The sequence below is a fragment of the Exiguobacterium sp. s124 genome (assembly GCF_018617485.1).
Taxonomy (GTDB): domain Bacteria; phylum Bacillota; class Bacilli; order Exiguobacteriales; family Exiguobacteriaceae; genus Exiguobacterium; species Exiguobacterium aestuarii.
This window is the reverse complement of the sequence record NZ_JACSKH010000001.1, coordinates 1,325,228-1,338,192: the sequence shown is the minus strand read 5'-3', so window position 1 is coordinate 1,338,192 and position 12,965 is coordinate 1,325,228. Positions and strand designations below refer to the sequence as shown.

The 12,965-nt window shown below is 46.8% G+C and carries 10 protein-coding genes and 1 pseudogene; 8 read left to right on the top strand and 3 right to left on the bottom strand.

All coding sequences use genetic code 11. From position 1 onward, the window contains the following. The first annotated feature begins 88 nt into the window (after positions 1–88). Positions 89–2,062: a methyl-accepting chemotaxis protein gene (locus tag KNO85_RS07000; RefSeq protein ID WP_214788296.1), complete on the top strand. Its 1,974-nt coding sequence runs from the start codon at positions 89–91 to the stop codon at positions 2,060–2,062. A gap of 38 nt (positions 2,063–2,100) precedes the next feature. On the opposite strand, the gene cls is transcribed toward KNO85_RS07000, so the two are convergent. Further along, positions 2,101–3,564 carry a cardiolipin synthase gene (cls, locus tag KNO85_RS06995; RefSeq protein ID WP_380075956.1) on the bottom strand — a complete coding sequence of 488 codons (1,464 nt, stop codon included), beginning with the start codon at positions 3,562–3,564 and terminating at the stop codon, positions 2,101–2,103. 84 nt (positions 3,565–3,648) lie between these two features. Between cls and KNO85_RS06990 the strand changes: the two genes are divergently transcribed. The 5 genes and pseudogenes from KNO85_RS06990 to tnpB all read left to right on the top strand — a co-directional run bounded on the left by KNO85_RS06990 (position 3,649) and on the right by tnpB (position 8,309). Next, entirely contained in the window at positions 3,649–4,083 is a 435-nt protein-coding gene (locus KNO85_RS06990; RefSeq protein ID WP_214788290.1) for an OsmC family protein, read from the top strand. A 74-nt stretch (positions 4,084–4,157) separates the two neighbouring features. Next, positions 4,158–4,646, top strand: coding sequence for a GNAT family N-acetyltransferase (locus KNO85_RS06985; RefSeq protein ID WP_214788287.1), 489 nt, complete (start codon positions 4,158–4,160; stop codon positions 4,644–4,646). 56 nt (positions 4,647–4,702) lie between these two features. Beyond that, positions 4,703–5,698: a Gfo/Idh/MocA family oxidoreductase gene (locus KNO85_RS06980; protein ID WP_214788285.1), complete on the top strand. Its 996-nt coding sequence runs from the start codon at positions 4,703–4,705 to the stop codon at positions 5,696–5,698. A gap of 215 nt (positions 5,699–5,913) precedes the next feature. Next, positions 5,914–6,954: a GNAT family N-acetyltransferase gene (locus KNO85_RS06975; RefSeq protein WP_214788282.1), complete on the top strand. Its 1,041-nt coding sequence runs from the start codon at positions 5,914–5,916 to the stop codon at positions 6,952–6,954. A 262-nt stretch (positions 6,955–7,216) separates the two neighbouring features. Next, positions 7,217–8,309: pseudogene (gene tnpB, locus KNO85_RS06970) on the top strand (IS200/IS605 family element RNA-guided endonuclease TnpB). 121 nt (positions 8,310–8,430) lie between these two features. Here the strand turns inward: tnpB and KNO85_RS06965 are convergent. After that, entirely contained in the window at positions 8,431–9,465 is a 1,035-nt protein-coding gene (locus KNO85_RS06965; RefSeq protein ID WP_214788279.1) for a PTS sugar transporter subunit IIC, read from the bottom strand. A gap of 259 nt (positions 9,466–9,724) precedes the next feature. Here KNO85_RS06965 and KNO85_RS06960 point away from each other — a divergent pair, with 259 nt between their 5' ends. Together KNO85_RS06960 and KNO85_RS14970 are read left to right on the top strand one after the other, a co-directional pair. Then, entirely contained in the window at positions 9,725–12,388 is a 2,664-nt protein-coding gene (locus KNO85_RS06960; protein WP_214788276.1) for a cation-transporting P-type ATPase, read from the top strand. A gap of 60 nt (positions 12,389–12,448) precedes the next feature. Further along, the gene (locus KNO85_RS14970) at positions 12,449–12,577 is read left to right on the top strand and encodes a hypothetical protein (protein WP_260569900.1); all 129 of its coding nucleotides are present in this window, start codon (positions 12,449–12,451) and stop codon (positions 12,575–12,577) included. A 61-nt stretch (positions 12,578–12,638) separates the two neighbouring features. Here KNO85_RS14970 and KNO85_RS06955 read toward each other — a convergent pair whose 3' ends face one another. Next, positions 12,639–12,911, bottom strand: coding sequence for a hypothetical protein (locus tag KNO85_RS06955; protein ID WP_214788274.1), 273 nt, complete (start codon positions 12,909–12,911; stop codon positions 12,639–12,641). Positions 12,912–12,965 lie beyond the last annotated feature (54 nt).

Below are 12,965 nucleotides of genomic sequence, written 5' to 3'. Positions count from 1 at the left end.
CTAACCGATATTGTAGGTAACGAAAGGAGGATTCGGTCCATCAGACCAATCCTTCTTCAACATTCTATTCGGGGTAAGGAGATGTTTTATGAGACAGAAACGTACCATCAGCATCAAACAAAAATTGATTGTCTTATCAGTCTTGTTATTGCTCATTCCGGCGACATTGATCGGGGTCGTCGCATACGCGCAGGCAAAGCAAAAGATTGAGTCACAAATGATCCAGTCTGCCAATTCGGGAGTAGATCGGATGAACAACGAAGTGACAAATTTAATTGCGCCGATTCAAACGGACATTTCATTCTTCTCCAATCGGCTCGATGCTTCTATCTATGAAGAAGGTGAAGAAAATCAGGCGTTAGCAGAAAAGTTCACGGAGTATTTAGAAACACATCCAAAAGTGACGAACATTTATTTTGCATCAGCAGAAGGGACGATGACGATTTATCCTGAGCAGGAATTGCCTGAAGGATATGATCCCCGTACCCGCCCTTGGTATGAGGCGGCAGAGACAAGTGGGCAAGAGGTCGCCATCACGAATCCTTACGTCGACGCCGCATCTCAGAAAATGATGATCACGGTATCTAAAAAGACAGCGGATGGTCGTGGTGTCGTTGCGGTTGACGTAGACGTAAATGATATTGCTGACGTCGCATCGAGTATTCAAATCGGTCAGGAAGGATATGTGGCGATTTTTGATGAGGCACAACAAGTCGTTATTCATCCATCGATTGAAGTCGGAGAAAAGTCGACCGAGGCTTCGACAGACTCATTGTTTGCAACAGATGAGGGAATTCTATCAGTAGAGGAGAACGGAGAGGGTGTCGAGAAAGCGTTCGTGACGAACCCACTCACTGGATGGAAAATCACAGGTACACTTTATGACGGTGAGATTCAAGACGAGACTGTCGGTATTCTTTGGACGACCGTATTCGTCATCGTCGGTATGTTCGGTGTGGCAGCGGTGCTCTTGTACTTCGTGCTCCGGTCGATTTTACGCCCATTGCGCTTATTGACGGAAGGCGCTGAACGGATTAAGTCCGGAGATTTGACTGAACCAATCCCCGTCTTATCGAATGATGAGATCGGTCGCGTTTCAGAGAGTTTCAATGAGATGAGTGCCTCACTACGGATGGTGTTGCTACGTCTAGACGATTCAATCAGTCAAGTCGCGGCATCTTCGCAGGAATTGATGGCAAACTCCGCGCACAATACCGCTTCGTCAGAACAGATTGCTCGTGCGGTCGATCAGATGGCGGTCAGTGCCGATGGTTCAAAACGTCAACTTGATGACAATGCGACATCGCTACAAGCCATCACATCCGGAATTATGCGTATCTCAGAGAGCTCGATGGACGTGTCTGAACTATCACGCGAGACGTCAAATGAAGCGGAAGATGGGTCGACGACAGTGAGAGAGAACGTCAAGCAGATGCAGGCAATTGATGCATCAGTCGTGACGTTTGAAGGCGTCATTCAATCGTTGGCACATCGCTCGAGTGAAATCGGCGAAATCGTCTCGGTCATCAACGGGATTGCGGAACAGACGAACCTGCTCGCATTGAACGCAGCGATTGAAGCGGCGCGGGCTGGCGAGAACGGGAAAGGATTCGCCGTCGTCGCGAGCGAGGTTCGGAAACTTGCGGAGCAGTCCCAACAGTCAACGAAACAAATTGCGGCATTGATTGATCGTATTAAACAGGAAACGGAGCAATCCGTTCATTTGATGCAAGAAGTATCTACCCACACGAAAGCCGGACTGATTTCTTCAGAAATGACGGCAGACCGATTTGAGAAAATTAAAGAGCGGACAGTCGCTATGACCCCGAGAATCGAAGACGTGACGGCAACTGTCGAGGAGATTGCAGCGAACGTTCAGGAAGTGGCGGCGACTGCATCTCAAATCGCGGACATCGCCGACGAGAACTCGAGTACCTCTAAGCAAGTCGCAGCAACGACAGATGATCAATTAAAATCGATTGAAGAGGTGTCACAATCGGCGAAAGCACTTGCGACGATGGCAGAGGAACTACAGGACCTTGTCTCACGATTCAAGTTATAAAATGACAAAGAAGCAGAGCGTTCAGCTCTGCTTCTTTCTTATAGAATCGGACTGAGGAGTCGTGAGACCCCTTCGCGTAAGCGAACCGTCCATTTTCGCTTTTCATAGTCTTCCATCGTATACGTTCGACTGACTGCAGTGTCTGTCTCAAATAAGGAAACAAGTTCGAGGGCGACGCGTTCATCATAAATGACTGCGTTGACTTCAAAGTTGAGACGAAAGCTTCGGGCATCCAAATTCGTCGTTCCGACCGTCGCAATCTCATCATCGACGACAAGCGTCTTCGCGTGAAGAAAACCTTCATCATACAGATAGACGTTTGCCCCATAGTCGAGCAATTCTCCGAGGAAGGAGAGCGATGCCCACATGACGAACGGGTGGTCCGGTTTTCCTGGGATCATGATGTCCATTTGAACGCCGGAGTTGAGTGCCATTTTACATGCATCCATAAAACTCGTATCAGGTATGAAGTAAGGGGTTTGGATGACGACCCGTCGTTTCGCCGACATGATCATTTTAATCATCATATTTTTTAAATGTTCAGTATCCGAGTTCGGACCGCTCGTGACGATTTGCATCGGGGAGTTGTCCTTAATCTCATGTTTCGCAAAGCAGAACGTATTTTCCGGATCATGCTTGCGGTGACCTGAGTAATTCCAGTCCAAGATGAATCGGTGTTGAAGATTATAGACGACGTCTCCTTCAACACGCAAATGGGTGTCGCGCCAGTATCCGAACTTCTCAACGAGTCCGAGATATTCGGTCCCGACATTAAAGCCACCGACATAGCCGATCTTCCCATCAATGATGACGACTTTTCGGTGATTTCGGTTGTTTAACTTAAAGTTGATCATTCCGAGCGTCGGTGGGAAGAAGACACGTACCTCCCCATCATTCGCAATCAACTCTTTAAAGTCTGAATTACGGAGACTGCGAGAGCCGACTGCGTCGTAAAGGAGTCGGACTTTGACACCCGCTTTCGCTCGCTCAATCAATTCCTTTAACAGCGCCTGTCCGAGAGCATCGCGCTGAATAATATAGTACTGGATATTGATTTCCGTTTCGGCAGAGCGGATGTCATCCATTAACGCTTTGAACTTTTGTTCACCGTCATGCAAGATGAGGGAGCGGTTATGTACACTAATCAATGATTTTGAAGATCGCAAGTTCATTTGTAGCAGTTGATCATACTTTTCAAATAACGGTTGCGCAATCTGCGTTTGAGGCGTGTGAATCTGTTCGAGCTGTGCTTCAACTTGAAGCGCATGAAAAGAACGTTCTTCTACACTCAAATTATAGAAGTTATCCTTCTTAAGCTGTCTCCCGAGGAAAAGGTAGATGATAAATCCGAGCACCGGCAAGAAAAACAAAACGAGTAACCAGGCCCAGGTCGCGCCGACGTCACGTCTTTCGGCAAAAATGACGGCGAGTGCGAACAATAAGTTTAACCCGAGGACAATATATAGCCCCCAACTGAAAAGAATGGACCAATCCAACGACATACACCCCTTAAAATTGATTTATGGCTTAATCATACATCAAATGCGGGAATAGGTTGCTATCAAATGAAATAGGGGGAGAAAATCATGAACATGGAAGTCGTATGGAAGCAAGGCATGGCGTTCGAAACGCATACGCCATCGGGGCATACAGTCACCCTCGATGCGCCAGAGGACGTGGGTGGACTTGATATAGGCCCACGTCCGACCGAGATGTTGCTTCTCGCGACAGCGTCCTGCACCGGAATCGATATCGTATCGATTTTGCATAAGATGCGTCAACCGTTAGAATCGTTCGAAATGAAGATTGATGGGGTAAGGGCAATCGATCATCCAAAACGCTTTACAGCCATTCACATCTTGTATATCCTGAAAGGCGACTTGTCTGAAGAACGGGTGCGACGTGCGATTGAACTGTCCGTTGAACGGTATTGTTCCGTCTCCCACAGCTTGAACGCTACCTTGTCCTATAGCTATCAGTTGAACGAAGGTGAGGTCATTCCGTTCGAACTTCAACAGTGAGCAAGATGGTTGAAAGGTAAAGTGTTCTCCGTTATATTTGTATTTCAAATACTGTATAACTAAAGGAGGACGTTATGATTCGACTCGCGACGAAGCGCGATGCCAAAAACATCGCGAACCTAATCGAACAACGAGCCGTAGCGCTAAATGAACAAGGAAGCGACCAATGGACCGAATATTTGGAACAGGACCTCGTAGAGCGTGTGCGCACTGACATTACAGAAGGCAGTGTATATGTCTTTGAAGATGACCAACAAATTTTAGCTTCAATCGCATTGTTACCTCCAGACGCCTGGGATGATAACTTATGGGACGACAGTGAGCGTGGACAATATATCCATCGAATCGTCGTCAGCGAAAAGCTGAAAGGTCGCGGCGTCGGTCAGCAGCTCATGGAGCATGTACTAGAGGAAGCCGATGAAGATGAACCAATTCGTCTCGATTGTGTCGCTAACAATGAATTTCTAAATAGTTATTATCCACGTTTTGGTTTCGTCTTTGTCGATTCACGAAACGGGTACAATACGTTCGAATACAGATTAGATGAGAGCATGAGTGCATAAGGGTCTTTGGACCCTTTTTTTGATATAATGATGAAAGTGAAAAAGGAGGAGTTTCGATGATTAAAACTGTCTTGGTAGGTTTCGGCTTTTCAGCGAACACGTTCCATTTGCCGTTTTTAAAGGCGATTGACACTTTTGAAGTGAGCGGTGTCGTGTCATCACGCCCGGAAGAAGTACAGGGTGAATTACCTGGTGCAACGGTATATGCGTCGTTAGAGGAGGCACTACAATCGGATGCTACATTGTATGTGATTACCACACCATCGCATTTACATAAAGAGATGATCGTTGACTGTCTCAAGGCTGGGAAAGATGTGCTCGTTGAAAAACCTGCATTCCTGACAACGGAAGAAGGATATGAGTTGATGGAACTTGAAGCGAAATCGAGGGGGATCGTCAACGTCTATCAGAATCGTCGTTATGACGGAGATTTCTTAACAATCAAGTCACTACTCGACTCGAATGAATTAGGGGACTGGAAGGTAGTGGAATCGCGTTTTGATCGTTTCCGTCCAAATGTTCGGGACCGTTGGCGTGAAAATGCAGGACCGGGTGCAGGGATCTTGTTTGACCTAGGAAGTCATCTTATCGATCAGACGCTCGCTTTGTTTGGAAAGCCGGACAAAATTCAAGCGGATGTGATGATTCAACGTGAGGGTGGACAGTCTGACGATGGATTCTATGTGACATTCTATTATGGAGAGAAGCGAGTTTACCTTCGCTCGAATCCATTCATCGCTGGTGAGACTCCACGATTCGAAGTGCATGGGACGAAGGGAAGTTTCATGAAATTTGGTCTCGACCCACAGGAAGAAGCGTTGAAACAAGGGAAATTAGCAAGTGACGTGTTAGAGACTGGGATTTTATCGACGGACGAGGTCGAAACGATTCAAGTCGAGAAAGGCAGCTATTTTAAGTATTATGAACAGTTGGCTGAAAGTTATCAGACGCGTCAGCCTATCATATCTCTAAAAGATGCGACACTCACGACGCACTTGATTGAACTTGCTCGACAATCGTCCGAGACGGGTCAAGTGATGTCAGTAGATTGATTTCCATAAGATTTCTAAAAGAACGAATTCGCCTGAGTGTGAGTTCGTTCTTTTTTTGAACAAAAACGTAAAAAGAAATAACGATATTTATTTCGTAAATTACTTTAAACGGATATTGATTGTTAACAACAAAAAGTTAAATTCTTCACTGGTGTGCTCATCCTTTAATGGGAAAAGTGGTTATGGAAATCACTTACTGAAAAGGGGATGAGATGATGGAATTCAAAATCATCAAAGACCAAATGGAATGGGAAAAATGGTTGGATCTAACAACATGCGATGCGTATGATCATTTTGATTATGTTAACGTGAATTGTGAATCGAACGACTCACCAGAGCTGTTTCTTGCCATCACATCGAAAGGGATGCTTGTATATCCATATATCCGTCGCCGAATCAATGAAAAATATGATGATCTTGTAACAGCTTACGGATATGGTGGTCCGTTTCGTGTTGGAACGTTCACAGATGATGAAGTGAAAGTCGCAAGGCAACATTTCATTAAACGTAAGGAGAACGAGAAAACTGTGACCGAAACGATTCGTTATCATCCATTAAGAATTGATGAGGTCATTATGGAAACATTCGGGAGAGCAGTTCCAGTACGAAAGACTGTCCATGTCCAACTAGATGAACCGTATGAATACTTGACTGAGCGGTTCCATAAAATGACGAAGCGAAACGTGAAACGAGCCATCCGTGAACAGTTGACTGTTGTGCGTGGTGACGCATCTGACATTCACACATTTATGCATCTTTATGAGGCGACCATGAATCGTCGGGATGCAATTGAAGACTACTATTATCCTGATTCTTATTTCACTCAGTTACTGACGAGCGAGTCATTCGAAACCGAGTTTCTATTTGCAGTTTTTGAAAATACCGTGATTGCAGGAGTATTAGTCTTATATGGTGACGAGGGAGCAAACTACCACTTAGGAGGGTCTCTCAAAGACTATTTACCTCTCCGTCCTAACCATTTCCTATTCAGTGAAATGATTCGTCGTGCGGGTGAAAAGGGTAAACTTCATCTGCATCTCGGAGGAGGGGCCGCCGGTCAAGATGCACTCTATGACTTTAAATTGAGTTTTTCCGGAGATGAGCCGCTTCCTTACTACATTGGTCAATTTGTATTCAACGAACAGGTTTATCAGCAATTAAATGCAAAGCACATTCAATTGCATGGATTATCTAATTACTTTCCAATCTACCGGACACCTTTAAGGTTGGATACCCCACTCCCGAAAGCAAAATAAAAAATCGATGCACGGTTGAACAATTCGTTCGGCGGCATCGATTTTTTATTTAACTAAATCAGGCGAGAATTCTCCCTCTTCTAAGCGTCTCGGGGCGTAGCCCGGCTTAGGTGGGGGATGAATCGCCCGGTCCAAAACTCGTTTCCCCTTGTGACAGATGTGACGAACAAAAGTTCGTGATTCTGTCAGATTCTCCCTCCCCCTCCGCGGGTATCGGATGAGGCAGACACATCACAATCTTCTGAAGGGAGGAGAGACGGACATGCTGAAAGGCTACACATACAGGCTCCACCCGACGGCGGCACAGGCCGAGTTCCTCATCAAGACGATCGGCTGCGCCCGGTTCGTCTACAACAAACTGCTCGAGGACCGTATCGCCATCCGCGAGGAGGCGAAAGCGGGGAGTGGAACGAGACGGAAACCGGCGACACCCGCCTCTTACAAGCCCCTGTTCCCGTTTCTCGCCGAGGCGGACAGCCTCGCGCTCGCGAACGCGAAGCTGAACCTCGACAAGGCGTTCGCGAAGTTCTTCGCCGGAACTGGCGGCTTCCCGACCTTCAAAATCGAGACGACGGTCGCGCGCCTCCTACACAACGAACAACCAGCATAATACAATCCGCATCAAGGCGGGCAAGGTCCGGCTGCCGAAGGTCGGGTTCGTGCGGTTCACACAACATCGTCCGTTCGAGGGCGTCATCCGGTCGGCGACGGTCTCGACGACCAAGACGGGCAAGTTCTTCATCTCCATCCTCGTCGATCAAGATGAGGAAAAGTGGATCCCAGCCGAGAACAAGATCGGCATCGATCTCGGTTTGGAACATTTCGCCGTCATGACGAACGATGCGATGGTTTCTGAGAAGGTCGACAACCCTCGCTTTCTCCGAAAATCCGAGGCGAAGATCAAGAAGGCACAACGCGCTTTGTCACGAAAAAAGATTGGAAGCAAGAACCGAGAAAAAGCCAAGCTGATCTTAGCCAAGAGACACGAGAAAATCGCCAACCAACGCAAGGACTTCCTTCACAAGCTGTCGAGACGGATCGTTGACGAGAACCAAGTCATCGTCGTGGAGACATTGAAGTCGAAGGATATGATGAAGGACCACAAGGTAGCGAAGTCCATCGGGGATGTCAGCTGGCACGAGTTCGTCCGTCAACTCGAGTACAAGTCAAACTTCTACAGACGGACGTTCATCAAGGCAGACCCCTGGTTCGCATCGACACAGATCTGTTCTTCTTGCGGCGAGAAAGGTCAGAAGAAGGCGATGGATGTCCGTGAATGGACGTGTACTCATTGTAGTGTTCATCATGACCGAGAGATCAACGCAAGCATCAATCTGTTGATGTTGGCAAACTAAAACGAATTCTTTCAGGGTGGGAACCACCCGGCGAGCTTGGTAAATAATCGTGGCAAATAAAAGTACGGTCTTCCCAAGAAGCTCCCCCTTCAATTTGCGAAGCAAATAAGTGGCGAGTAGTTCACGCTGCGTCTTCTTCTGTCGACTCAACTTTTTCAGTATGTCGGACAATCGGGAAGTTTTTAAAGAGTCGACTTCCAATCAATCCGAATCCGATTCCAAGGATGAATAAAACAACAGCTGTCAGTGTGACAGTCTGCCAGTCGTTGAAGCCATACATAACAAGCAGTCCAGGAATACCCGCAGCCGACCCGGGTGCATCATTGATCATACCGGTCATCGCTACAATCAATCCTGCGATGGCACCCCCTACAAAGTTCACACTATAGATTGGGATTGGATTCGCCGAGATGAGGTCGGCCTGTGTCAACGGTTCAATGGCTACAGAAAGCTGGTCTTTTTTCGTACCGATTTTCAGTTGACGGAACAACAGGTAGTTCATCGAGATGGATGCAGTCAACGCGAGAGCGGCAATCGCCATCGGCACACCTGTCAAACCAAGCATCGCCGTCAAAGCCATTGAGCTGAGAGGTGACGTCGACACGACAGTAACAATTCCACCGAGAACGAGTCCCATGACGACTGGGTTTTGCGTCGCGGCGAGTTCGATGACTGCACCGATTTGTGCAAGTGTATTTGAAACCAGTGGGTCCACGCCAGTAGCGACGAGACGTGCGAGCGGTGCCATCACGATGACGTAGAAAATCATATCGACACCGGTCGGGAGATAGCGGTTGATTCGTGTGCCGACCAGAGCCAGGATATATCCTGCGAAAAATCCAGGAAGGATCCCGAAACCAGATACCGACAATCCAATCATCAAGCTATAAACGGGATTGATCCCGAGTGCGATGGCAACGAGTGCCGCGGCAGCAGGACCAGATAATGAACCGGCTGCCTGCCCGACTTCTTCATATAAAGGGAGTGGCAGTAATCCGCCGATGGCATAAGCGTTGAATGCTTCGACGAGAAAGCTTGCGATTGCCGCACCTGCCAATGCGCCCATCGCTTTCATTCCGTATGGCGCCTTGTAACTGAAAAGTGTGAACAAGGCGAGGATGAGCAGTAAGAGTGCAATTCCTTGAATAATGACCATAAACTCTTCCTTCTTTCTATCTATATTCATTCATAATTTCTTCTATATTCAATGATAGAAACGCTTCTGTAAAGCCATTTTCATCAGAAAAATCAAAATTGATTCATGATACCGTTTACATGAAGAAATAAAGAATCATGGGAGCGTTTTCTTTGAAAAATGACATCAATTGTACAAGTTTGGACGTGTCGGGGCGCATCAGATTGGGAACAGAAAGAGGAAAGACTTTTCATAAAGTATTGGTCGAGGAGGAAAGAACATGCAGAATGCAGATAGGGAGTGGCATGCACTTGAGGTAGACGAAGTTCAGTCCCATGTGGAGACGGATGTCGAGTCAGGTCTCTCGAAGCAAACGGTCACCAATCGGCAGGAGGAGTTCGGTAAGAATGTCCTACCTGAAAAGGAGAAGACGCCTGAAATCATAAAATTTTTAAGACAGTTCAATGATATCCTCGTTTATGTCCTTTTAGGAGCGGCAGTTGTCACCGGTTTTCTTGGCGAATATATCGATACGATTGTTATCGTCTTAGTCGTCACGGTAATCGGTGTTGTCGGTTATCTTCAAGAGAACAAAGCTGAGGAAGCGCTAGAAGGAATCAAAAAGTTGTTGGAAACGAAAGCGACCGTCATTCGTGACGGTAAACAATCCGAGATTGACTCAAGTGATCTTGTGGTCGGAGACGTTCTCGTGCTCGCTGCCGGTGATAAAGTGCCAGCTGATGCACGGGTCGTTCAGGCAGAAAAATTCAAAGTGGAGGAATCCGCATTGACGGGTGAAGCCACGACGGTCGAGAAAAAGCCAGACGTTGTTAAAGAAGAAGCCGTACTCGCTGATCGAAAAAACATGGTCTATTCGGGAACGAGTGTGGCGACAGGAAGTGCCAAAGCAATTGTCACAGCAATCGGAGAAGGTACGGAACTTGGTCAAATCAATGCGTCGATTTCAGAAGTACAAACCGTGAAGACGCCACTGATTCGTCAGACGACAAAGTTTGGACAGACGGTCTCCATCGCTATCCTAATTATCTCTGTCATTATTTATGCATTCGGTTATTTCTTACGAGATTATGAGCCAGTCGAACTTATGTTGACGACGATTGGTCTAGCCGTCGCAGCGATTCCAGAAGGATTACCAGCCGTCATTTCCATTATATTGGCGCTCGGAGTCCGGAATATGGCTGAACAAAAAGCGATTGTTCGAAGCCTACCATCTGTTGAGACGTTAGGCGCAGTATCTGTCATCTGTACCGATAAGACCGGAACGTTGACGAAAAACGAGATGACCGTCAAACAAATCGTGACGGCGAAACATGACATTGAAGTGTCAGGTAGCGGGTATGCACCGAACGGAGACTTGGAATTGAACGGTCAACCGTTTGATTTAGATGACGATGAGTCGATGATTGACCTCTTGACGGTCGGGAAGACGTGTAACGATGCACAGTTGAACGAAGAAGATGGGGATTGGGTTATCAATGGGGACCCGACCGAGGCGTGTTTATTGACCGTCGCTGAGAAAGCGGAGCGCCCGATCGAGCGTCTTAAAGTCATCTCCAAAATCCCGTTCGATTCTGAATACAAATACATGGCGACGCTCGTCGATTATAAAGGGGAGCGGATGATTTTCGTCAAGGGGGCACCTGATCGCCTGTTTGATATGGCGACAACAGACGGTTTCAAACAAGAGTATTGGGATGAAAAGCGAAAAGAGATTGCCGACCGCGGTCAGCGCGTCCTCGGTGCCGGATTGAAGCGTGTCGACAGTTCGAAACAATCCATTGATCATGAGGACGTTGAAGATGGTCTGACTTTCCTCGGTTTGTTCGGTATCGTCGATCCGCCACGTCAAGAGGCGATTGATGCAGTCGCCGCATGTCGTGATGCTGGAATCCGCATTAAAATGATTACAGGTGACCATAAGGACACGGCTGTCGCCATCGCGAAAGAGCTCGGTATGGAAGTAGAAGGGGCTCTCGAAGGTCGAGAGCTGACCGATATGTCTGATGAAGAAATCAAAGAGGCATCGATTCATAATGACGTGTTCGCCCGAACGAGCCCGAACGATAAACTTCGACTCGTTAAAGGGTTACAAGAGAACGGGTTGATTACCTCGATGACAGGAGACGGCGTGAATGACGCTCCTGCATTGAAACGTGCCGATATCGGGGTGGCGATGGGAATCAAAGGGACAGAAGTTGCAAAAGAAGCGTCTCAGATGGTTCTTGTCGATGATAACTTTAAAACAATCTACAATGCTGTCCGGGAAGGTCGCCGCGTATACGACAACCTGAAGAAAACAATCCTTTTCTTGCTTCCTACGAACGGAGGACAGGCATTACTCGTTGCGATGAGTATCTTACTCGGGGCAGCAGCTCCGCTCAGCCCTGTTCAAATCTTATGGGTCAACATGGTCGTCGCGATTACCTTGTCATTGGCAATTGCCTTTGAACCGTTAGAGGAGAGCACGATGAAGCGACCTCCAAGACCGGCCAACGTGCCGCTTCTCAGCCGATATTACATCTTCCGTGTCACGTTTGTGTCAATCTTGATTGGGGGCGGTAGTTTATGGATTAACTACATGCTTGGTGATTTCGATTACTCGACCGAAAAATTACAAACAATCACCTTAAATGCGATCGTTATGGCACAGTTGTTCCACTTGTATAATTGTCGAACAGAATTGGTACCTGCATTTAATCGTCGTTTCTTCGATAATAAGATCGCGTTTCTCGTATCTGGGTTGCTTATCGCTCTTCAACTGTTCATCACGTACGTTCCGTTCATGCACACGTTGTTCGGAACTGCACCACTTACGTTAGAGGATTGGATTTACCCAGTAGCGTTTGGAGCAGTCGTATTTATCATCGTTGAGATTGAAAAAGCGATCTCAAGACGAGTGATTGGGAATCAAAACATACACTGATACGTTTCGTGTATGAAGAAAACGGATAAACAGATGGAGTAACGATGAAGGAGGGATACGATGAAACGAGATGAATCACAACCAGGGGTTCACCCAGACCCGCTACCAGATGATGAATCGAATCCGGCACAAAAACCGGCTCCGACCCAACATCCTGATCCAAATCCCGAAGAAGAATCGGATGAATAAACGCCATGTCTATGATAAAAACCTCCCCGTCTAATAGACGAGGAGGTTTTTCATATCGAGATTACTTATTCGTTTTAGAGGAACGGCTGTTTTGCAGACGATTAAATTTCTTTTCATCGGTGTGCTCCGTGATGACAAAGTCACCGACAGGACATTCCCACTTTCCTTTCCCAACAACGCATTCACGCAACGAGACTTGATCATCATACAGATCAAGCTCTAACGTTTCTTTTAAAAATTGATCTACTTTTTGATTGGGCACTTTTACATACTCATTTAAGACAAGTTCTTCATTTTTAACAGTCACATAAGACGTGACCTGAAAATAGCGCATGTGATGATCTCCTTTAAATACAAAACTAATATCAAGTATAACGGTTCAAAAGAA